Source organism: Sphingobacterium cellulitidis (assembly GCF_043187465.1).
Taxonomy (GTDB): domain Bacteria; phylum Bacteroidota; class Bacteroidia; order Sphingobacteriales; family Sphingobacteriaceae; genus Sphingobacterium; species Sphingobacterium cellulitidis.
Window position 1 is genome coordinate 2,917,190 of record NZ_CP171136.1, and the last position, 22,790, is coordinate 2,939,979.

The 22,790-nt window shown below is 37.8% G+C and carries 16 protein-coding genes and 1 riboswitch; of the genes, 10 read left to right on the forward strand and 6 right to left on the reverse strand.

Going from position 1 to position 22,790, the window contains the following annotated elements:
• The first annotated feature begins 200 nt into the window (after nt 1–200).
• Both ACF3OC_RS12925 and ACF3OC_RS12930 read left to right on the forward strand, forming a co-directional pair.
• On the forward strand, nt 201–683 hold the full coding sequence (locus ACF3OC_RS12925) for a hypothetical protein (protein ID WP_392469359.1): 483 nt from the start codon (nt 201–203) through the stop codon (nt 681–683).
• A 148-nt stretch (nt 684–831) separates the two neighbouring features.
• A complete protein-coding gene (locus ACF3OC_RS12930; RefSeq protein ID WP_094255830.1) occupies nt 832–1,860 on the forward strand; it encodes a LacI family DNA-binding transcriptional regulator in 1,029 nt (342 codons plus the stop codon).
• 36 nt (nt 1,861–1,896) lie between these two features.
• Here ACF3OC_RS12930 and ACF3OC_RS12935 read toward each other — a convergent pair whose 3' ends face one another.
• The 5 genes from ACF3OC_RS12935 to ACF3OC_RS12955 all read right to left on the reverse strand — a co-directional run bounded on the left by ACF3OC_RS12935 (nt 1,897) and on the right by ACF3OC_RS12955 (nt 8,800).
• Nucleotides 1,897–2,322: a hypothetical protein gene (locus ACF3OC_RS12935; protein WP_392469360.1), complete on the reverse strand. Its 426-nt coding sequence runs from the start codon at nt 2,320–2,322 to the stop codon at nt 1,897–1,899.
• Nucleotides 2,323–2,513: 191 nt separating this feature from the next.
• A complete protein-coding gene (locus ACF3OC_RS12940; protein ID WP_392469361.1) occupies nt 2,514–3,995 on the reverse strand; it encodes a TolC family protein in 1,482 nt (493 codons plus the stop codon).
• Nucleotides 3,952–7,113, reverse strand: a complete 3,162-nt coding sequence (locus ACF3OC_RS12945; protein WP_392469362.1) for an efflux RND transporter permease subunit — start codon at nt 7,111–7,113, stop codon at nt 3,952–3,954. Before ACF3OC_RS12945 ends, ACF3OC_RS12940 begins: the two co-directional genes overlap by 44 nt.
• 25 nt (nt 7,114–7,138) lie before the next feature.
• Nucleotides 7,139–8,221 (reverse strand): efflux RND transporter periplasmic adaptor subunit, encoded by a 1,083-nt coding sequence (locus ACF3OC_RS12950; RefSeq protein WP_392469363.1) that lies wholly within the window; start codon nt 8,219–8,221, stop codon nt 7,139–7,141.
• A 177-nt stretch (nt 8,222–8,398) separates the two neighbouring features.
• The gene (locus ACF3OC_RS12955; RefSeq protein WP_392469364.1) at nt 8,399–8,800 is read right to left on the reverse strand and encodes a hypothetical protein; all 402 of its coding nucleotides are present in this window, start codon (nt 8,798–8,800) and stop codon (nt 8,399–8,401) included.
• 326 nt (nt 8,801–9,126) lie between these two features.
• Here ACF3OC_RS12955 and ACF3OC_RS12960 point away from each other — a divergent pair, with 326 nt between their 5' ends.
• Nucleotides 9,127–9,654 carry a YceI family protein gene (locus tag ACF3OC_RS12960; RefSeq protein ID WP_094255835.1) on the forward strand — a complete coding sequence of 176 codons (528 nt, stop codon included), beginning with the start codon at nt 9,127–9,129 and terminating at the stop codon, nt 9,652–9,654.
• A gap of 99 nt (nt 9,655–9,753) precedes the next feature.
• On the opposite strand, the gene ACF3OC_RS12965 is transcribed toward ACF3OC_RS12960, so the two are convergent.
• Nucleotides 9,754–13,611 (reverse strand): TIM-barrel domain-containing protein, encoded by a 3,858-nt coding sequence (locus ACF3OC_RS12965; RefSeq protein WP_392469365.1) that lies wholly within the window; start codon nt 13,609–13,611, stop codon nt 9,754–9,756.
• Nucleotides 13,612–13,917: 306 nt separating this feature from the next.
• On the opposite strand from ACF3OC_RS12965, the gene ACF3OC_RS12970 reads away from it, so the two are divergent.
• The 7 genes from ACF3OC_RS12970 (at nt 13,918) to ACF3OC_RS13000 (ending at nt 22,729) form a co-directional block, all read left to right on the forward strand.
• On the forward strand, nt 13,918–17,256 hold the full coding sequence (locus ACF3OC_RS12970) for a toll/interleukin-1 receptor domain-containing protein (protein WP_392469366.1): 3,339 nt from the start codon (nt 13,918–13,920) through the stop codon (nt 17,254–17,256).
• Nucleotides 17,257–17,260: 4 nt separating this feature from the next.
• Entirely contained in the window at nt 17,261–18,946 is a 1,686-nt protein-coding gene (locus tag ACF3OC_RS12975) for an NAD-binding protein (RefSeq protein ID WP_392469367.1), read from the forward strand.
• Nucleotides 18,947–18,996: 50 nt separating this feature from the next.
• Nucleotides 18,997–19,092: riboswitch (TPP riboswitch) on the forward strand.
• Nucleotides 19,093–19,150: 58 nt separating this feature from the next.
• Nucleotides 19,151–19,960: a hydroxyethylthiazole kinase gene (thiM, locus tag ACF3OC_RS12980; RefSeq protein WP_392469368.1), complete on the forward strand. Its 810-nt coding sequence runs from the start codon at nt 19,151–19,153 to the stop codon at nt 19,958–19,960.
• On the forward strand, nt 19,944–20,576 hold the full coding sequence (gene thiE, locus ACF3OC_RS12985; RefSeq protein ID WP_392469369.1) for a thiamine phosphate synthase: 633 nt from the start codon (nt 19,944–19,946) through the stop codon (nt 20,574–20,576). The genes thiM and thiE overlap by 17 nt, the downstream gene beginning before the upstream one ends.
• A complete protein-coding gene (thiD, locus tag ACF3OC_RS12990; RefSeq protein WP_392469370.1) occupies nt 20,573–21,412 on the forward strand; it encodes a bifunctional hydroxymethylpyrimidine kinase/phosphomethylpyrimidine kinase in 840 nt (279 codons plus the stop codon). Before thiE ends, thiD begins: the two co-directional genes overlap by 4 nt.
• Nucleotides 21,399–22,052 (forward strand): thiaminase II, encoded by a 654-nt coding sequence (gene tenA / locus ACF3OC_RS12995; protein WP_094255842.1) that lies wholly within the window; start codon nt 21,399–21,401, stop codon nt 22,050–22,052. The genes thiD and tenA overlap by 14 nt, the downstream gene beginning before the upstream one ends.
• Nucleotides 22,053–22,264: 212 nt before the next feature.
• Nucleotides 22,265–22,729: a copper resistance protein NlpE gene (locus tag ACF3OC_RS13000; protein ID WP_094255843.1), complete on the forward strand. Its 465-nt coding sequence runs from the start codon at nt 22,265–22,267 to the stop codon at nt 22,727–22,729.
• The last annotated feature ends 61 nt before the right edge of the window (nt 22,730–22,790 follow it).

The following is a 22,790-nucleotide window of genomic DNA, read 5'->3' on the forward strand; positions in this document are numbered from 1 at the left end:
TCAAAATTCTACATAAACTATTCCAATTTTCATTATTTTAAACAAACGCATCAAAGAGTTTTCAAACAAGCATAATAGATTAATTAATTTTCTTAAACACAAAAGTGAAATTTCTATTGTAGATATTTTTTTTCTTAATATATTTGGCCAAGAATTTTATTATTTCAATTACTACAAACTTATTTCATACCCCTCTGTCTATGATTTCATCATTCAAAATTGTTCCTATTATTCTTTTATTATTATTCACCATGACTTCAAAATCTTATTCTCAGCGACAGAAATTTGTCTTTTTGGAGGGCTTAGGATCAGGAGCATTAGTCAATGCGAACTTTGATATGCGATTTAGAGCAGACTCACGAGATGGTCTAGGATTTAAGGCTGGGATTGGAAGTTCAGGAATATACCTTGATGAACAAATATTAACCATACCACTTGGAATCAACTATATTATTGGTAAGGATAGAAGTGGGCTTTTATTAGGTGTCAATACTGTTTTTGCCGCATCTCCTATTGATGTTAAGAAAAAAGTTAATACCATCATGCCATCCCTGGAAATCGGCTATAGGTTCAGACCTATAGAAAAAGGCTTTGCCTTTCAAGTGACCTACAATCCTATATTCAATACTGTTGATGGATTTAAGCCTTTGTGGTTTGGTGTAGGTCTAGGATATGCCTGGTAAGTATTCAAGGAAAAACACCCATTTCATTAAAATTAAATCGTGATTATCGGGTAATCACCATCATTATATTGGCAATTTCAATAAATTTACGTTTATTTAAAAAATTGAGTAAATGCTAAAGGCAAAGCTTTAGCAGATTAAATAAATTATGATTGAACGTAAGACATTAAAGGACATTGCAAGCGATTTAAAGTTATCCATTTCCACTGTTTCAAAATCATTATCAGATAGTTACGAGATTAGCGAATCCACCAAGAAAATAGTTAAGGAATATGCTGAAAAGCATAACTATGTTCCAAATAAAGTTGCAAGAACCTTAAAAACGGGGAAGACAAATACCATTGGTGTAATTGTTTTTAATATCAGTAATACCTTTATTTCTCAGATATTGGAAGGCATACATAAAGGGTCTCAAGATGAGAAATATGATATTATCATCATGCAGAGTCGTGATAGTATTCAATTGGAAAAGCATGCCATAGAGGTTTTAAGCATGCGCGGTATTGATGGTTTATTGATTTCTCCTGTAGCATTTAATTCCAACTATCAGCAATTAAAGGATCTTCAGGATTCAGGGATTCCAGTTGTATTGTTTGATCGAGTGAACCATGATCTTCAAACGCATAAGGTTGGAGTAGAAAATCAGGTCAGTGCTTATGAGGCAACAGAGCATTTATTAAATTCCGGACGTAAGAATATTCTGCATATCACAGGAAAAAATATTGGCGTTGCGGAAGATCGATTATTGGGATTCAAAAAATGTCTAAAGGATCATGGTTTGGATTTTGATCCTAATTTATATTTGGAATGTGATTATAGCAAGCATGATGAGATTGAGGATTCCATCATCTGTAAGTTGAATTACCTCAAAAAGACGGGGAATATGGTCAATGCTATTTTTGGTGCGACCGATGATATTACGACTTTGACACTTGGCGTACTTGCTGGCATGGATATCAAAGTCCCTGAGGAGATCTCTGTAATCGGATTTTCTAATATTCGAATTCCAAATTCACTGAACCCTTCCCTATCAACGGTTGTACAACCGACCGAAGAAATTGGTTTAGTGGCATTTAGCAAATTAATTGAATTGGTACAATCAAAATATCCGGTCGAAGAATTTGAGACCATCGAATTAAAAACAAAATTAATTCCGAGAAAGTCTTCAACTTTATAAAAAAAAGATCCTGTTCACTTGAACAGGATCTTTTTTTTATAATCGATATCGAACTCCAATCATTATGGTACTTGGGTCGATCCCTTCGGCCTCAAAATAATATTTAGGCTTATAACCTACAAAAGGAGAAAACTTATGAATTTCATATTCCAATCCAACCTGGGCATTAATAATAATATCATTTGCTTTGGTACCGCGGATAGCCTCATAGCCTAATCCTACACCTAGAAATACACTTGGTTTTTTATTGAATAAAAATACATTGTACAAGTAATCTGCTCCGAAATAAATAATATCATAAGTTCCCAGACCAAATTGAGCTTGCACTGCCTGCCGATCTGAGAGATCGTACTTTCCATTTACAGAATACAATTTAGAATAAGAAGGTGCTTCCATTGACCATTCGAGATGGGTTCCGACAGAAAAACGATTCGTTTGGGCAGAAACATTTGAGCTAAACAAAATTAGCCCTAATAGAAAAAAGCAGAAACTTGTAATCTTAACCATAATAATTTGTTTGGTATTTAAATAAACAATCGCCAAAGATATTTATTCTATCCAAAGACCTTGATAAAATTTACAGAAACTACACAAAAGGGGAGCGAATGAATCGCTCCCCAGAAAAACTAACCCTAATTATATCAGGAACGAGGTTATTTCCAACCCCCTCCTAATGCTTTATATACATTAACAACTGCATTGAGTTGTTGTTTTTTCGTTTCTATTAATTCCAATTTTGCATCCAGAACATCTCTTTGCGTCATTAAAACTTCAAGATAATCAGCGCGTGCAGATTTAAATAATTCATTGGAAACATCAATGGATTTATTTAGGGCATCTACTTCTTGATTTTTATAGGTATAACCTTTTTCGAGGTTATCAATATTTGATAATTGTGTAGATACTTCTGTAAAAGCGTTCAACAGGGTTCTTTCATAGTTATAGATGGCTTGAATCTGTCTTGAATTTGCGGAATTAAACTCCGCTTTGATGGCAGCCTTATTCAAAAGAGGAGCTGTTAAATCACCAGCTAAGTTATACAATAGAGATTCTGGCAATCTAAACAGGTAAGAAGGTTTAAAAGCCTGTAATCCAAAGGCAGCAGAAATATCCAATGATGGATAAAATTCCTTCCTTGCCACTTGCACATCCAATTTTGCGGCAGCCAGCTCATGTTCTGCTTGCAAAATATCGGGGCGATTGTTAAGCAGTTGGCTAGGAATTCCTGTTTTTACGGTTGCCGGCACCAAATCAATAAAGTTAGCCTGATTTCTAGCAATAGTTTGAGGATATCTACCTAACAAGAAATTGATTCTGTTTTCTGTTTCCTTGATTTGTTGTAAAGTAGAAAATTCCATTCCTTTGGTTTTTGCAACCTCAGCTTCGAATTTCTTTACCGCAAGTTCCGTAACTCGGGTTGCTTCCTTTTGAATTTTTACGACTTCTAGCGCCTTTTCCTGTAATTGGATATTCTGACGAATAATTGCCAGTTGATTATCCAGTGCCAATAACTCATAATATGAGTTTGCGACCTCAGCAATCAAACTACTCAGAACGAAGTTTTTACCCTCTACGGTTGCAAGGTACCTATTGACCGCAGCCTGTTCAGAGTCCTTCAATTTTTTCCAGATATCGACTTCCCAATGTGCAAATACGGAGAGGTTCAAATCTCCAAGTGGATCTGGCATTTCATGGCCAGGTGTAATTTCAGTGGATGCATCGCCAGCACCTTGCGAAGTATATCTACCTACCTTTTCAATTCCACCGGAGGCGCCCAGCCCTACAATGGGTTTCAAGGCCCCTTTTCTGAGCATGATATCATTCTTAGCGATCTCCAATTCCTGCAAGGTGATATTAAGTTCTTGATTATTTTTAAGAGCCGTATCAATCAGGGAGATCAGATTGGGATCAGTAAAAAACTCTCGCCATTTCACATTTCCTGAATTGCTGCTATCCTGACCAGCTAATGAATCTGTGAATGCTGTTGGCAGGATTTTATTTTCCTTTTTCTGGGTTGCTTGAGGCACTTTACATCCTGCTATAGAAAGTGTAATCAAGGAGATTAGCCCCCAAATGAAGCCTGTATTTTTTCTAGTATCCATCGATTTCTTCAGATAATGGGTTTTCATCTTCATGTTTGATTAATTTTCTTTTTGAGGCGATTGTACCAAAAACAAAGTACAAACCAGGGATAATAAGGACACCGAAGATGGTACCGAACAGCATCCCTCCTGCCGCCGCGGTACCAATCGTTCGGTTCCCAATAGCGCCGGGTCCTGTTGCCAAAACCAATGGTATCAATCCTGCAATAAATGCAAATGATGTCATTAGGATTGGTCGGAACCTGACTTTCGCACCTTCCATTGCTGCTTCAAAAATACTTAGGCCTTCCTGATGTTTCTGGACAGCAAACTCAACGATCAAGACAGCATTTTTGCCAAGTAAACCAATCAGCATCACTAAGGCCACCTGTGCATAGATGTTATTTTCCAGATGCATTAATTTCAGTAAGAAAAATGCTCCAAAAATACCCACAGGCAATGATAATATGACAGCGAAAGGAAGGATAAAGCTTTCATACTGCGCAGCAAGAATCAGATAAACAAAGCCTAAACAGATCAGGAATATGTATACGGCTTGATTACCACGAGCGACCTCGTCTTTGGAAATACCGGCCCAGTCGATAGCATATCCCCGAGGAAGGGTTTTCAGAGCGACCTCATTGACCACTTTGATTGCTTCACCGGAGCTAAAGCCTGCAGCAGAAGAACCCGAGATTTCAGAAGCCAAATACATATTATGACGTGTGATTTCCGATAAACCATAAACCTTTTCCATGTGCATAAATTCAGAAAATGGAACCATCTCCCCCTTATCATTTTTGGCATATAACTTCAAAATATCTTCCGGCAAAGCGCGATATTGTGGTAATGCTTGAACCATCACCTTATACTGTCTATCAAACTTGATAAAGTTGGTTTCATAGTTGGAACCCACCAGAGTTGACAAGGTGCTCATCGCATTATCAATTGACACACCTTTTTGTTGGGCAATATCATTATCTATTTTCAGGAGATATTGAGGGAAGCTTGCACTAAAAAAGGTAAATACGGAGGATAGCTCAGGTCTTTTGTTCAATTCCTTCACAAAATCCTTGCTGACCTGTTCCATTTTTTGGAAATCATTATTTCCGGTTTTATCCAATAAGCGCAGTTCAAATCCACCTGCGGCACCATAACCAGGAACAGCTGGAGGTTGGAAAAACTCAATGGATGCACCTGGAATATTCTCGGCACTTTTTTCCAACTGCTCAATAATTTCCCGAGCGGATTCTTTTCTTTCTTCCCAGCCTTTCAGGTTAATCAGTAATGTACCAGTATTCGCGGCCGTTCCTTCATTCAAAATCTCATAACCTGCTAAGGAAGAAACAGAAGCTACGCCATCGATATCTTCGGCTTCTTTTTGTAAATCCAATGCGGCTTTGTTGGTTCTTTCCAAAGTAGATCCTGGAGGAGTCTGAATGATAGCGTAAATCATCCCTTGATCTTCATTTGGAATAAAACCTGCCGGCACACTATTATTTAGAAAATAAGCCCCTATACAAAATCCAATCAGGATAATAAAGGTCAAAGCACGTTTATTAACCATTTTGCGCAAAAGACCAACGTATCGTCCTTGCATTTTATCAAAGCCACGGTTAAAGGAGTCCAAGAATTTATCAACGATTGATTTCTTTCTGGGTTTACCATGGTTGTTTTTTAATAATATGGCACATAATGCGGGTGTCAAGGTCAAAGCCACAATTCCTGATAAGATAATGGATGTCGCCATGGTAATGGAGAACTGTCTATAGAAGATTCCTACCGGACCCGACATAAAGGCAACTGGAATAAATACCGCGGCCATCAAAAAGGTAATCGCCACAATTGCCCCAGCGATTTCTTTCATTGCCCGCTTCGTTGCCTTGTATGCCGAGATATGGTCTTCTTCCATTTTTTTATGGACTGCTTCAATCACCACAATGGCATCATCAACCACCACCCCAATCGCTAGCACCAAAGCAAAGAGGGTGATCAGGTTGATGGTAATTCCAAAGAATTGCATAAACAAGAATGCCCCTACTAAAGATACCGGGACAGCAATCGTCGGAATTAAGGTTGACCGTAAATCGCCAAGGAATAAAAAGACGACTAAGGCTACTAAAACGAAGGCTTCGACCAAAGTATGCAAGACTTTTTCCATAGAAGCATCCAAGAATTTGGATACGTCATAACTGATCTCATAGTGTAAACCTTTAGGGAAGGATTGTTGCAATTCTTCCATTTTAGCTTTTACATCCTTGATAACCTGGGAAGCATTACTGCCATAAGATTGCTTAAGGACAATAGCTGCAGAGGGTCTCCCATTCAAGGTTGAATAGATATCATACATTGCCGATCCGAAATGGATATCAGCAACATCCTTCAATCTCAAGATTTCACCATTAGGACTCACCTTTAGGATAATATTTCCATACTCTTCTTCGGTAGTAAATCGTCCGGAATATTTCAAGATATATTCGAAGGATTGAGATTTAATCCCAGAGGACTCTCCTGCTCGGCCTGGCGAAGCTTCCAAACTTTGTTCTTCCAGGGCTTTCATTACCTCCTCAGAAGAAATCTTATATGCAGTCATTCGATCCGGTTTCAACCAGATACGCATTGCATATTCGCGGTTCCCCAGTATATTCGCTACACCGACACCCGGAACACGTCTTAACTCGGAAACCACATTGATATCTGCAAAATTGAACATAAAGTTCCCATCCAGATCCTTCTCATCGCTATACATATTTATATACATCAACATATTGGATTCTTCACGGGTAATCTTTACTCCTTCGCGCACCACTAAGGGTGGAAGCTTATTGACAACTGATGCTACCCTATTCTGCACATTGACAGAGGCTTGGTTAGGGTCGGTCCCTAAATCAAATACGATTTGAATACTTGCTTCACCGTCATTACCGGCATCAGATGCCATATATTTCATTCCGGGAACCCCATTGATTGCCCTTTCTAATGGAATTACAACGGCTTTGACCATCAATTCCCCATTTGCACCGGGATATTCCGCAGTGACATTCACCTTGGGTGGTGAAATAGAAGGAAATTGTGTTACTGGTAATTGGGTCATTGCCAATACCCCCAAGAATACCATGATAAGGGATATGACAATAGATAGGACTGGCCTATTAATAAATCTATTAAACATGATTATTCTATTTATTCCTTAAAACTTATTCTGTTCTGATCTTCAAGTTTGATATGGCATCCTTCGGTTCAACGAATTGATACTTGATCTTTTCACCTTCCCTAACTTTCTGCAAGCCCTCCAACAAGATCTTATCATTAGGACTGATACCGCTGCTTACAACATATAAATCTGGGAGGGAGGCCCCCACTTTGATCGGTTGAGAAATTACTTTACCATCATTCTGGATTAGGAAAACATATTTCTTGTCCTGAACTTCATAAGTTGCTTTTTGTGGAATTAATAATGCATGTTTCATAGGAACAGTCATTAAAACCTTTCCGGTTTCACCATTCCTCAATAATTTATTAGGATTCGGAAATCTTGCACGGAATGCAATGTTTCCGGTTTCTAAATCAAATTCCCCTTCGATCGTTTCGACAATTCCTTTATGTTCCAATTCCTCATTGTTTGCCAATAATAGCGAAACATGGTTATCAGCGCGATTAGCAACATTACGCTGATAATCAAGGTATTCAGGTTCCGACACATTGAAATAGGCAAACATCTGGGAGTTGTCTGATAGAGAGGTCAGCAACTCACCTTCATCCACAAGACTGCCTAACTTTAGGGGAATTCTATCTATTGTACCATCGAAAGGAGCGCGAATTTCGGTAAAATTCAAGTGTAATCGCGCAATGGCAGCTTCCGCTTTAGCGCGTTCCAACTTGGCTTTCGCCATTGCCAACTCATTTGGAGAAACGATATTTTTATCAGACAGGTTCTGGGTATTCTGAACTTCAATTTGAGCGACATCCACCTCAGCCATTTGTTTGTTCAGTTCTGCTTGGTACATGGTTGGTTTAATACGGAAAAGCAATTGACCTTTTCGAACTGTTTGCCCTTCATCTACAAGAATCTGTTCGAGGTAACCTTTTTCCAATGCTCTTAGTTCGATATTCCGAACGGATTTAATCTGGGACACATATTCCTTGTTAAAGCTGGTGTCAATTTCCGCTGGGGAGGTTGCAGTAAATTTTACATCTTCCTCTTTTTCTTCTTTTTTTTGATTGCAGGACACTAGGCATAGCATAGCTAGTGAACTCATGAGCATAACAACTCTCTTCATTTTGTGTTAATGTTTAATAAAGTTTTTGAATGTAAAATGGGTGTTAACCCAAATGAGGGATAAGGACATTCAATAGTCAACGAAGATTGTTAGTGTGCTTAAGAAAATTAGATCTTTATAAATACCTATCCATTCAACAGCAATTTCTTGCCAATGACCATTGAAGGAACTTGGGTATTAAATTCTTAAAGTGCGAAGTGAAATAAAGATTGGGTTTGGATTATTATCTATGATAAAATCCGGGGTTTTATTTTGCGATCTATTCGGAAAGAACAGTAAAAATGTAAATGCAATCAAACAAGAAAAGAAGGCCATCTGAAGCTGATAATCTTTCCATAATTGGAAGTCTTCAGATTCTTGTTCCAGCAGGATGTGTTCAGCATGTCCTACAAGGCCACTCGCATTTGTTTGTGTTAATACTAATTTTTGTGTGGGATGAGATTGTTTTTCAAGCAATCCCATTTGATGTTCCATAAAACTGATAGTGGGTCTATCAGAATAATTGATTACCTCGTGACTATTGCCACTCCTTATCATCAAGAAGAAGAAAAATAGTACAAATGTGATAATCGCTTTCATTTGATGGCAAATATACTATGCGCATGAAAAAATCAAATAGCTTTAACAGATTTTAACCGTCATAATTTCGTCACTAATTCATTATCAATAGTTTAATTTTTATCGGGAATCTTTTTAAAAGTCTTAATTATATGCAGACATGGATTAATTATTTTCTTCTGCCAGGTCCAAAAGCCGTCCAATACTATAATAGGTGGTTGAAGAAGGGTAAATTCTTATTTTTTTAATAAACATTTCATTTCTTAACATACATCAATGTGCAAGAACAAAAATGACCTCATCTTTGTAGTACAAAAACAAATAGAGAAAATAAAGAGAATAAAATTATGGCAAATTGGAACTTAGATAGCGCACATAGCGAAATCGAATTTAAAGTAAAACACATGATGATCTCCACAGTAAAAGGTCATTTTGAAAACTTCAATGTAAGCGTTGAGAATAGTGAAGATGTATTAGATGCTGCAAAGCATGTATCTGTAGAAATCAAAGCAGATTCCATCAACACAAAAAACAGCCAACGCGATCAACACTTAAAAAGTGAAGATTTCTTTGCAGTATCACAATTCCCAGACATCAAATTCGTATCTACAGGTATTGAGAAAATTGATGATGAAGAATTCAAATTAACAGGAAACTTGACGATTAAAGAAGTGACTAAACCCGTTACTTTCGATGTAGAATTCGGTGGAATCGGAAAAGATCCTTGGGGAAATCAAAAAGCTGGTTATACTGTAAAAGGTAAAATCAATCGTAATGACTTCGGACTTACTTGGAATGCTGCCCTAGAAACAGGTGGTGTTATGGTAAGCGAAGACGTAAAATTCCAAGCAGACTTACAATTCGTTCTTGCATAAATAATAAATACAATACAACAACCAAAAAGACCAGATTAATCTGGTCTTTTTTTGTTATCCACCTGAAATAAGCGGATCGATTGGGTTGATTATTTATTTCTAAAAATTAAGAACCTTCATACCCTTACTTACCAAGATTCCATCTTTTGCTTTCAGATTAAAGGTACCAGCACGTTTAGCTTTAAATTTGATCGTTAATAATACCCCATCTTTAGAGTTGATTACTTCCTGATCACCTATATTGACGAATGTAGGATATAATGCTTTTTGACCATTACTATGTAACCTATCGTTGGTCATATTATTCATTTGTTTTGCCAAATGGTTTTCAATACCAACATATTCAAAATCTTGCGGGCTATATGGTAATGCAAAAGAAAATGCATTTACATCTTTCAGGTCAGCAGCTTTAACACTTACTTCGATAATGTCATCCTTCGCGAATGAAGTTTTGGATGCTGCAAGTTTGAGCGCACCGGAAAGTTTCTCATCCTCATTGACCTCTACTCCACCTTCCAATTTGGTAGCAACCGTTGAGATATCATAAGCATCAATCAAACCATTTTTATTGATATCCCCATTACTTACATAACCTTCAAAATCAGCATCACCAAGTCTTAAGCCGGTGTAATTAGTATAGGAAGTCAGGTCATTGATATCAATCAATCGGTCATTATTAATGTCTCCTGGTCGGTAACTATCTGTTCCTGGCACTTTAAACACATACAATTCCCGTCCGCATCCGAAATCACCAACTGCTTTTGTCACTTTTAATTTCACATATCTAGCTTTAGGTTGTTCTTTGAACGTGAATTCCTTCATGCTATCATTGTTTTCCCAATTGAAATCAGCGATTTCAGTCCAATTTTGTTTATCGTTACTGATTTCAATCTTACCTTCCAGCAAGATTCCATTTCCACGACCAGATCTAGGTAGATATTGGAACTTATCAAGTTGGTTAAAACTATTCAAGTCGACAATTAAATCAAATGGCACCGCTTTCTGGCCCCATTTGGTATGCCACATGTTTCCTTCATCAAAATCCACTAAATTCTTAACTCCTTCAGAACCTTGATTAGGAACTGTTGTTTCGGCAGTTAGACCAGTAATTGCAAATTGCAATGGATTTGATTTTGTGGTTTGTCCGAATTCTTTCCAATCTGATACTCCATCCTTATTGACCGCGCGGATTTTGAAATTATAAGCTGTTTCAGGTTTAAGACCCTCAAACAACAAGCTATTATCTTTGATGTAGCTATAATTTAGTCCATCAAATTCAATTTCATAATAATCAGCATTATTGACTTTGTCCCATGTAGGTTCCAAGGTATAGGCTTTTGTTTTTTCATCAGATACCGTTACAGTATTTGGTGCTGTCAAAGTTCCTGAAGATTTTCTAAATCTATTGACCGGAGCATATTCAAAACCTTCAATAGTTAATTTGATTGCATTCTGAACGACATCAGTTTCAGCAACCTTAATCATCAATTGTGGATTCTTTGCAATCACGGTCTGTTCAAAAGCAGAACCTTTCGTTGAAAATTCATTCAAATTGGGGCTTTCATTATAGTAGAAAACATTCTCCGTTTTTTCGAAATCAGCTTTAGAATGAGCTTCACTTAATTTAACCTTCTTCTTTCCTACCGTAAGGTTGATTTTCTTTGGTTTTTTGGTCAGGTTAATCCAAAATTCAGTAACCTTATCTTTTTCAAACCCTTCAAAGACACCTTCCGTAGGGTTAACTGCTATATTTACTTTTCCATTTTTTTCGGCATCTACCTCAATGCAAGTATTTACCCCTTCTTTATTCAAATAAGCCTGGGTATAGCCGTCATCATCATATTCATAAAAATGGGATTTACCTTCAGGATAAATCTCATAGATTCTATGTTTTTTATTGATTTCCTTTACATTATTATTGGCATTCACCCTTGGAATGATTGCTCCAGCCTTGATGAATACAGGTGTTTTCCAAATTGGGGCATCAAAATTATTGACAACCTTATTTCCCTCATAAAGGTCTCCCGAGAAGTAATCGATCCAACGACCTTCAGGTAAATAAATTCCGTTTCGGATATCATTTCCTAAGGTATCAGCTTTGGTTTCCTGGTAAATTGGAGCGACAAGAATCGAAGGACCATATAAATATTGATATTGTGTTGCAGAGCCTAAGGTATATGGATTCGGATAATCCAGCATCATTGCCCGGATCATAGGTTTTCCATTTATAGCTTCTTTTGCAATGCTATAGGCATAAGGCAATAGTTCCGATTTCCATTTTAGGTAATTTCTATTGATGGAGGTATAAGGTTCACCTAATGCATGCGGATATTTTTCATTAGAACCCCAACCGTCCATATTCAGTTCCATTGGGGTAAAAGTTTTCCATTGAAAATCTCGCGTATTGACCTTAAAGTTTTTACCGCCAAAGATTCCATCCATGTCGGAGGTGATATTCGGTTGACCGGATAGTCCTGAGCCGATATAAGTAGGGATATGAAAACGAATATATTCCCATTGCCCACCGGTTTGGTCACCAGACCAGATACCAGCGTAGCGTTGAGTTCCTGCCCATCCATCCAATGAGATAATAAAAGGACGTGCTTCATGGCCATAATAAGGCATAATATGCCCAACATCAGAGACTCCATTCAATCCGAAAGAGTAGCCCGCTCCTACCCAAGCCACGTCGGTTTTTAACACGCGGACTCCGGCATCACGAACTTCCTTGACAATATCACGCTGCAATAAAGCTTCTATACTGTCCTTTGGATGCAAATCAGATTGGGTCCATAAGCCAATTTCTACTCCTTTATCACGAGCATAATCGCCAAGATTTTTTAGGTTTTGAATATTTCCATCCAAGGTTTTCTCCTGACCATATCCAGCACCATAACCATCATTGGGCAATATCCACCCCAATGGCATATCATGTTGGGCATAGCGATCAATTACGGCTCTTGCAGAAAATTGGTAATTATTCTTTTCGCCGTTCAACGACTCCTTGATTCCACCTTCATTCTTTTGGCTTTCCTTATAAGTTTTTCCGTCCTCAAACAAAATACCCTTAGGATCTTCCTTCCAATAATCACGGTTATAGGCATTTAGATGACCTTGATAAAAACCGAATTTCGGAAGTAGAACCGGATGACCTGTTAATTGATAAAAATCATTCAAAACTCCTACAGGCGAGTCACTTACCATAAAAAACAAATCCATATAATCCGTTTCGTGAGAAAGCTTAACTTTTCCTTTTTCGGAGTTTCCAAAATCATATTTACCTTTTTTGAAGGTGTACCACATCATCCCGTAGCCTTTGGTAGACCAGTAAAAAGGAGTTGGTGAAGCAACCCCACCATCTGTCCAATTATTGGTGTTTTCAATGGCAATGGATTTTCCTTTATGTGAAAATCGACCGTTTTGAACACCACCGCCATAAAAGTATTCCGTAGAATCTTCTTTCAATTGTAGGCTTACTTTTTTCTTGGTAAAATCAATTGCTTCGAGGGATTGGGTGACTAATTGGTTATTCTTAATATTATAAATCTTGAATAAACCGGTTTCTTTATTGATTTCAAAGGCAGTTTCTTTGGTAGAAATAAACCATGAATTACCCTTATCATCAATTCTTAAGTCGTGGATTTTCTTTCTTGGATTATCAACGAGGATTTGAGCCGCGGGGCTAGCTTGCGGATCTCGGATTACCCCGTAATTATTATCTTGAAACAGCCTAAAGATATTATCAGCATAAAAATCCAATAACATAATATCGCTATTACTGAATTTTATTTGGACGGTTGTAGAATTAAGTTTCTGAACAGATTGTACTCCTGTAGAATCGATCTGTACGTGTTGTTTGTTGGTAAATGTGTCAGCAAAAGTTGTTGCAGTTGCTGTAGTGCTAAAAAGTAGCGATAAGCCCAAAGCCCAAAAGAGCATCTGTTTGTTTCTATACATGTTATACGATCAAATAAAAATAGTTCTATCTGTTTATAATCGTATGTTTTAAAAAAGGTTTTTAAAGGTAGAAAGTTTAATTGATCTATATAATTCTTCCACAAATATTTTACAGAAGTTTCGAATATAATTTAGAGCATGATATGATGAATAAATCGATTCAAGGGGATTTTATGGTATACTAAATAGAAATTAATATTGACAAAAGATTAAATAATTGGGCTTTTTACTCAAAATTTTCAAAAATCAGAGAAAAAGGATTGGTTTTTGTCATCTGAAAATCAGATACTACCAAATAGCTCATTCATGGAAAATCAAGAACAAGACCTAAGCAAGAAATATAAAGCATTTATAAGTTATAGTCATAGCGATAATCAAGGGGAAGGTCGGAAGTGGGCGGATTGGCTACATCATGCATTAGAAACGTATGAGGTTCCGGAAGACTTAATCGGCAAGAAAAATGCAGCCGGGGAAGAAATTCCGAGGCAAATCTATCCTGTATTTCAGGATGAGAAGGAATTATCGGCCAGTTCAAGTCTGAGCAATGCCCTAACTTCGGCATTAGACCGTTCGGAATTTCTGATTTATCTGAGTTCACCAAAATCAGCGCGTTCTATATATGTACGCGATGAGATTAAGTATTTCAAGCAAACCGGTAAATCGAAAAAAATCATGGCCTTGATTCTGAAGGGAGAACCAGAATACGGCGACACCCATACAGAAGCTCAATGTTTTCCCGATGAATTGCGATATAATGTGGATGGGAATGGCCAGATCATAAAAGATCAGCCAGAGGAAGTATTGGCAGCAGATGTTCGGATTCCACATTCACAGGATGAGGGTTTTACATCGCCAGAAGGTTATCGTCGATATTTACATGAGCAAGGCGTAGCCCATCATCAGATCAAGAATCAGGTGGATGAGTATAAACAAAGGTTGGACCTAGCACTTCTTAAAATAATCTCCGGTATTTTGGGGGTTCCACTTGGCGAATTAACCAAAAGGGATCAAGCCTATCAACTCGAAAAAATAAAGCGAAAGAACCGGAATATCAAAAGGATTGCTACGGCTATTGCTGCATTAGGGATCCTGGCAATTATTGCAGGTATTTTTGCCTGGAACCAAAGGAATTCGGCTTTACGTAATCTTGCCAAATCCTTGTATGCTTCTGGAATCAATAAACTTACAGAAAGTGAGTATGGTGATGGTGCAGCCTATATTGCGGAAGCAACCAGACGCGGAGATAAAAGTGCTGAACTATTTGCACACTCCATGCTTGCGGTACAAGATGACCTAACGAGAATGCCGAATGTCAATTATGGTTTTACACGGTTTTCACCAGATGGAAAATGGCTTGTAGGGTTCGCAAGTGCGGGGAATAATATGAATGTGTTGCAGGTTTGGAATGCTATTGATAGAAAATTACATATCCAACGAGATGATATCACCTCCATTCAAATTCGGTATCCCCTATTTGATGCCAGCAACAGAGCTTATGTAACTACCCTGAACAGTGTGATCGTCAGGTATGATATAGAAAATAATAAGAAGGAAGAAATTCGTCCCAATCCGGATAGTACCTTTATTGCAATAACCGCAGTCTCTCCGGACGCGAAATACCTTGTATTCAATAAAAACTCCAGACAAACGATTTTATTCAACACCGAAACGAAACAAGAGCAGGATCTTACCAAAAGTCAGGAATTGAGAACATCCACTGCTTATTTCGACAATACCTCAAAGACCTTATTGGTAGATCGCCAATCTTTTGAAGGCCCTTCAGAAGTAAGCATTTATGACCTTTCCAGTCCAGAGCTAAAGCAGATCTTTAAAAAGGATTTAGGCTCGGGGATCAAAACGGCAGTTTTCAGTAAGGATGGGAATCAGGTTATCTTTCATAATACGGCAGGCATAAATTATTTCAACAAGCTAAATGGAACTCAATGGTCCTTGCCAACCTCGACCTTGGTGAGATTTACAGGTTTTACAGATAATGGTAATTTATATATTGGGAATGATTCCCAAATCAGTCAATTGAACACTGACAATGGTTCAGTGATTAAAACGAGTAAATTACCAGAGAATGTTTTCTTCTTCAGTAATATGATAAAAATAATGGAGAAGGATGCCTTAAATTCAGAGGCCAATTCCCCAGATTGGACCCAGTCCTTGGTCAATAGCAATTCCCAAACTTTTCTCGAGAATAAAAAGGGAGATGCCTTGCGGGTAGCACAATTTTTTGAAACCAGTGATTTAGCACATATAGAGCCCGGAATTAGCACCGATATCGCCTTGTTAAGGTATAAGGGTGGAAAATCAATCGAGCAATTAAATCTCAATACAGGCGAAAAAACAAAGAACTTTATTCAAATTCCAGAAGAGGCAACTGTTCATTTGGTTCTTCATAAAACAAAGCGGGTTTTGGTAAAGGGGAAAAGTGGGAAGACCTACTTTTTTGATGCAGCTACTGGAAAAGCCGTTGGAAAGCCTTTTGATTCACAGGCTAGGTTGTATATTTTCAATCAGAATGAAACCCAGGTTTTAGCGCGAACCGGAAAAAACAGTTTTGCAGCTTGGGATATTGAAACTGGAAAACAAACTATCAACTTTTCACAAGAACAAGAAATTGGAGGATTTACGGTTAGTCCAGACTTCAGGATGGTAATTATGGTTAATCCTGATGGATGGAAGGTTTTGGATATAGCTTCCAAAAAAACTTTAAAAGAAGGTAAAGAAGCCTTAAGTAGTGGGGCTTTCAGTCCTACAGGGGAATATCTTTTAAAGGTTAGTAGTGTTGGAGATGCAGAGGTCTTGGAAACAAAAACTTTCAAGCCTATCCTGAATATGAAAACCATCGTTTCACCATTTATGGTCTTTAATAACAAAGGAAATGTGCTGGCAGTATCTGAGGATGCCACCCATATGCGACTTTGGAATCTTGAGGAAGGAAAATCTTTCGGGCAAACCATTCGAATCAGTAAAAACACGCAGTATTTTCATTTTTCGGATGATGATAAACAAATCTTCGTACAAGATGATGCCGAAGGAATGCGTTTGGCTGCTAAGGTAATTGATGCTACGACTGGGAATATACTGACGATGCCATTTATTAATCAGCGTTTTGATGCAATTTATGTTATCCCTGGGGATAAGCGATTGATGACGGTAGAATCGTTGATGAATGGGAATTCCATCAATATCTGGGAAGTTCCAGGTCAGGTGAGCATGTCGAAAGATCAATTAGCCAACGATTTAGAGAAGTTCTATGGCAAGAAGTACAATAACGAGACTGGCGCCATCTTAAATTATACAGACAGCAGCAATACCTTTAATACCTGGTATTTTGACGACCCCTTGGTCAGAACGGTTTCGCCAAGTTCCAATGAGAAGATCACGGATATCTTGAAGAAAAACTATCCGATCAAGAATGATACAAACTTACGATTATTAGCTGTTACTTATGATTATCATCCCTTGGCAAGAGCCATGGTAGCGAATTATTTCAGCAGTAATCCAGACACCCATTTAATTGGACAAAGGGTCGTGGAAATCACGGAGAAGCAGTTGATAAAAATCAAAAACAAGGAATTAAAATCAGAAGTAGAAAGCCTGTTAAAAGAAGCAAAACAGAAATTAAGCAAGTAAAAGAATGAATTTGACAAGAAGACAAAAAGGCCTATTGGGAATCGCATTTGTATGCTTTTTAATTATCATATCTTGGATAGGTCTATCTAAATTTTTTCCTGAGAGCAACTCATTTCGATATCTCCCTGATCGTATTTATCGGATAATCAAAATTGTATTTGGGGGTGATCCTTCGGGTTCAGGTCTTGAAACTGAGAATGTTCCCTTGGAATTAATTATTGCCAAAATTTGTGCTATAGGGATTCTTCTTTTTGGGGCTTATAAAATTATTCAGAAAGTATTCTCGGAACAGTTCAACCTGATGAAGGCTTCATTCAAGAAAAATCATTTGATTTCCATTGGAATCTCAAAAAAAGGTAGACAGCTATTCAAGAGTTTAAAGGATGACTATCAAAAGCAGGGAATTGCGATTGAAAAAGAAACCGAACATGCTGACATCAATGCTGTAAAAAAACAAGGTCATCTAGTCATCATCGGAAATGCTGAGGATGAGAACACTCTTCTTGAGGCAGGAATCAAACGTGCTTCTACCCTAATTGTGTTTCTAGAGAATGAACAAACGGTGATAGAAATCATTGAATCCGTTCAGGATATCTATGATAAATCCAAATGTCAGAATGAACTACTTTGTTTTTTACATATTAGCAATCCTCGATTAATCGACTTGGTCAAAAACACGGGAATCCATTTTCAGAACAATCAGATTCAGCTAAGATTTTTTAATATCCATAAAATGCTGGCTCGTCAATTCTTTTCGCAGATTCCACTGGATATGCAAAAGGTTGGGAAAAGCATTGCTGACATCAATAAGATTGTATTTTTAGGTTATGGGGATTTTGCAAAGGCGATGTTGGTTCAGGCATTGAGGATATTTCACACCTCTGTTGAAAATGATTTGCAGATTTCCATATACTCTGATAATGCCGGTAAAGACCGAAATTATTTTAGTGAACAATATCCGAAAGCTGATAAAATCTTTCCAGTTAGCTTCCATAAGTTTGAAGGCACCTTCAATGAAATGATTGAGCAGGAGGAGCTCATGAATAAAGGCGATCAAACACTATTTATTACGGCATTCGATCAGGATCAGGCCAACCTAAATGCAGGATTGGAACTATTGGAAAAAACGCAAAATGCTAATTTCCCGATCTATGTTTTGAATGCGGAAGGAAAGGGACTACGAAAGTTAATCAACTATTCATCAGACACGGACAGGATCAAGTTTTTTGGGCAGATGGAAGATATCTGCAACCTGGAATTTATCACCGGTCAAAAGCAGGATAAACTGGCTCAGGCGATACATGATGATTACCGCAAATTGCTTTCAGGGGCAAGTTCAGAAAGTGAGAAATACACTTCAGACTGGTTAACCTTGAGTGAGGATGCCAAGGATGCAAGCAGAGCACAGGCCGATCATATTCCTTATAAGTTTCTATTGACCAACAAGGCTTGGCCAGTTGCTGATCCTAAACAGGTTTTATTCAGTACTGCGGAAATAGAAACACTCGCCATTATCGAGCATAATCGTTGGATGGCGCATCGATATATCAATGGTTGGGATTTTGGTGAAAACAGGAATGATGAGCTCAAATTACATCCATCCTTGATTCCTTGGGAGATATTGAGTGAAAGTGAAAAGCAAAAAGACAGAGATACTATTCTGAGGATAAAGATTCTATTGAATTCCTGAGATATCAAGACCTTGAATATTTGACTTTGCAGATTGTTTAGGGTATATTTGATTGGCTTTAGGGGTATTCTTCTTTATAGAATTGAGACAGTCCCTTTGAACCTGATACGGTTAAAACCGGCGTAGGGAAAAGCAGATAAGCGTTTGGCAGTCCAATTGCCTATTCCCTTCCCTATAGCCATTATTGTATTTAAATTTCAAATAATGGAAAACGACATTTATCATTTACTTACACAAGTCCGAGCAAAATCTCCTTTGGTGCAAAACATCACGAATTTTGTCGTGATGAACAATACGGCAAATGCTTTATTGGCATTAGGAGCCTCTCCCATTATGGTGCATGCCGAAGAGGAGTTGGAAGAAGTTTTAAGCTTCTGCAATTCCCTGGTCATAAACATTGGTACCATCAGCAAGCCTTGGGCAAACAACATGATCGAGGCTGCAAAATTGGCAAACAAATTAGAGAAACCATGGGTACTAGACCCTGTTGGTGCCGGAATCTCAAAATTGAGGAATGAAACCCTGGTAACTCTTGTGCAATTGAAACCCACGGTAATTCGTGGGAATGCTTCCGAAATCATGGCATTACAGAATTTCAATAATAAAAGTTCGAAAGGCGTTGATAGTACAGAATCTAGCAGCACTGCCATACAGGCGGGTCAGATTCTAAATAAAGAAACTGGAGCTATCGTATGTATTTCCGGCGCTATAGATTATGTTATTTCGAAGGAAGAGATTACGGAGGTCAGCAATGGCTCCGCGATGATGACGAAGGTGACGGGATTAGGTTGTACGGCATCCGCCATTACCGCAGCATTCATCGGATTAGGGAACAATCCTTATGAGGAGGCTGTCGCAGGAATAACGATTACCAGTCTTGCTGGTGAACTGGCGGCAAAAATCTCAAAAGGCCCCGGAAGTTTACAACTAAATCTATATGACACCTTATACAACCTGGCTAAAGAGCAGATCCTAGGGAATTTAAAGCTAAAAAGATATGCCAATCCATCCTGATTTCCCCTATCCTTTATATCTGGTGATTTCAGAAAAAGATTGTACAAAAATGGATTGGTTAAAAGTTGCTGAGGAGGCAATTTCAGCTGGAGTAGATGTCATTCAATTGCGCGAAAAGGACATTTCATTTTCCGATTATTTGAACAAAGCCAAAGCATTAAAAAGGATAACTGATCATTTTCAAATTCCTTTGATCATCAATGATAATGCGGAGGTTGCTGCTGAGGTTGAAGCTTGGGGCATCCATGTAGGTCTTTCAGATCAACTGCCTTTAGAAATTGCTGAAAAATATGCTGATCGGATGAAAATTGGATGGTCATTAGAATATAAAGAGCAATTGAAGTCGAGTCAACTACAAGTGACTCATCATCTTGGCCTCAGTCCTATTTTTAATACGCCGACGAAAACCAATACGGTAACAACCTGGGGAATTTCCGGTATTGAGGAAATTAAAACTATGAACAACAGACCACTGATTGCCATTGGTGGGATGAACCTAACAAATGCAGGTGAAGCCTTTGCTGCCGGAGCAAATAGTGTTGCTGTAGTATCAGCAATATGTTCCAATGTGGATCCCCGAAAAGCAACAGAGGAATTAAAAGCCTTATTAAAATGAAAGAAAACAAAAAATATAAAGTTCCAACCGTCTTAAGTATTGCAGGATTTGATGGAAGTGGCGGTGCTGGAATACAGGCCGATACAAAAACCATTTCGTCACTTGGATGCTATGCCATGAATGTTTTGACGGCATTACCAGTTCAAAATACGCAGGGTGTAAAGAATATTTTTGAGATCCCGGTTGACGCCGTATCAGAGCAACTGGAATGTTTATTTGAAGATATTTATCCAGACAGCATTAAGATTGGAATGGTGCATCATACCAAATTGGTAGAAACGATTGCCAATTTCTTAAAAGACTATAAAGGTCCTATAGTTTTTGACCCCGTCATGGTGTCCAGCAGTGGTCATCGCTTGATTCAAGAAGACACCATAGAAGCAATCAAGGAATTGTTGTTTCCGATTGCCGACATAATCACTCCAAATCTGGATGAGGTTTCCGTTTTGGTAAATCGCGAAATAAGTACGGTACATGCTATGGAGGATGTTTCAGATGAGATATTGAGCCTTGGCTGTAAAGCTGCCTTATTGAAGGGAGGACATCTACAGAGTGATATTCTGACGAGTATCTTGATTCAAAAAGGTCAAGCAGCTCAATATTTTGAATCGAAGCGTGTCAATACAAAAAATACGCACGGTTCGGGATGTTCCTTATCTTCTGCTATTGCCTCATTCTTGGCTCGCGGATATCATTTGGAGCAATCTACCGAAAATGCTCTGATGTATATCAATAGTGCGATAAAAGGCAGTAAAGATTTAATAATTGGGAAAGGTCATGGACCCTTAAATCATTTTTTCAACCCTGTAAAACTTATCAAATATGAAATGGACTGATAAAGCCTGGGCGGCAATTGAACCACTATACAAGGAAATTCTGGAAATGCCATTTATTGAGGAATTGAAGAATGGAAATCTTCCATTGGAGAAGTTCCAATTCTATATGCTTCAAGATGCGAAATACCTGGAGCATTATGGTCGGGCGCTTGCGGCATTGGGTTCCAAAGCGATGGACAATGAAATGGCCTTGGATTTTTTCGAATTTGGAAAAAACGCATTAATCGTTGAAAGAGCCTTACACGAAGCCTATTTTAAGGAATTCAATCTGGAGCCCAATCAGGAAATTACCATCGAACCGGTCTGTCATCATTACATACATTACTTAAAAAGTACGGTAGCTTTTGATCCTATTGAAGTAGCTACAGCAGCTATTTTACCTTGTTTTTGGATCTATAAAGAAGTGGGTGATCATATTTATCAAAATAAAAATACTTCAAACAATCCTTATAAAAATTGGATTGAAACCTATAGTGGTGAAGAATTTGCCATTGGTGTAAAGAAAGCATTGGACTACACGAATTATATGGCTGAAAACACAAACGATAAAGGTAGAGAATTGATGTTGGAAGCCTTTATCACAGCTAGTCGATTGGAGTTTATGTTTTGGGATGCAGCATACAGGAATACAAAGTGGTAGAACAATTAGGACAGTATATATCTTTGTTATTTGTTTTTATAAAATCTGACAAAATCTTGAACTAAATTTTAATCTATAAATTAAATTCCAGCTATAGATTTGTAGACCCAAAGATTAAACTTATTTAAAAAGTAACTTTTATATAAAAAAACTAGAATAAAATTCCTTTTGGCGTAGTTTTTGGGTTAATTTTACACATAAATTATTGTGATATGAAACAACTTTGGATACTTGCAGGCGCTACTGCACTACTTACTTTTGGGTCTTGTACTTCGAATGCTAATAAGCAATTGGAATCAAAAGATTCAAGCGGTACAGAAATTACAGATACCAATCCAGTAGATACTACACATACCTCTCAAAACTCATTAGATTGGGCAGGATCATACAGCGGGGTTTTTCCATGTGCAGATTGTCCTGGTATCAAAACTACAGTAACTTTGAATTCGGATGAGACCTTCACTTACGAGGGTGAATATCAAGAAAGAGATACTAAAATAGAAGATACCGGAAAATTTATGTGGCATGATAACGGCAGCGTGGTTCACTTGGTAGGTAAAGAAGTAAATATGAAATTGAAAGTTGGTGAAAATCAACTATTCTCACTTGACCAAGATGGTAAACCAATCGATGGTCCTTTGAAAGACAACTATATTTTGAAAAAAGTAACCCAATAGATATGGGTTTAAGCCATACGAAAAAGAGCTGATAATCATTTATCAGCTCTTTTTTATGATA

Bases quoted from the DNA above. Each gene is read 5' to 3' on its own strand.
- ACF3OC_RS12925 (WP_392469359.1), top strand. From the start codon at position 201: ATGATTTCATCATTCAAAATTGTTCCTATTATTCTTTTATTATTATTC.
- ACF3OC_RS12930 (WP_094255830.1), top strand. From the start codon at position 832: ATGATTGAACGTAAGACATTAAAGGACATTGCAAGCGATTTAAAGTTA.
- ACF3OC_RS12940 (WP_392469361.1), bottom strand. From the start codon at position 3,995: ATGAAGATGAAAACCCATTATCTGAAGAAATCGATGGATACTAGAAAA.
- ACF3OC_RS12945 (WP_392469362.1), bottom strand. From the start codon at position 7,113: ATGTTTAATAGATTTATTAATAGGCCAGTCCTATCTATTGTCATATCC.
- ACF3OC_RS12950 (WP_392469363.1), bottom strand. From the start codon at position 8,221: ATGAAGAGAGTTGTTATGCTCATGAGTTCACTAGCTATGCTATGCCTA.
- ACF3OC_RS12955 (WP_392469364.1), bottom strand. From the start codon at position 8,800: ATGAAAGCGATTATCACATTTGTACTATTTTTCTTCTTCTTGATGATA.
- ACF3OC_RS12960 (WP_094255835.1), top strand. From the start codon at position 9,127: ATGGCAAATTGGAACTTAGATAGCGCACATAGCGAAATCGAATTTAAA.
- ACF3OC_RS12965 (WP_392469365.1), bottom strand. From the start codon at position 13,611: ATGTATAGAAACAAACAGATGCTCTTTTGGGCTTTGGGCTTATCGCTA.
- ACF3OC_RS12970 (WP_392469366.1), top strand. From the start codon at position 13,918: ATGGAAAATCAAGAACAAGACCTAAGCAAGAAATATAAAGCATTTATA.
- ACF3OC_RS12975 (WP_392469367.1), top strand. From the start codon at position 17,261: ATGAATTTGACAAGAAGACAAAAAGGCCTATTGGGAATCGCATTTGTA.
- thiM (WP_392469368.1), top strand. From the start codon at position 19,151: ATGGAAAACGACATTTATCATTTACTTACACAAGTCCGAGCAAAATCT.
- thiE (WP_392469369.1), top strand. From the start codon at position 19,944: ATGCCAATCCATCCTGATTTCCCCTATCCTTTATATCTGGTGATTTCA.
- thiD (WP_392469370.1), top strand. From the start codon at position 20,573: ATGAAAGAAAACAAAAAATATAAAGTTCCAACCGTCTTAAGTATTGCA.
- tenA (WP_094255842.1), top strand. From the start codon at position 21,399: ATGAAATGGACTGATAAAGCCTGGGCGGCAATTGAACCACTATACAAG.
- ACF3OC_RS13000 (WP_094255843.1), top strand. From the start codon at position 22,265: ATGAAACAACTTTGGATACTTGCAGGCGCTACTGCACTACTTACTTTT.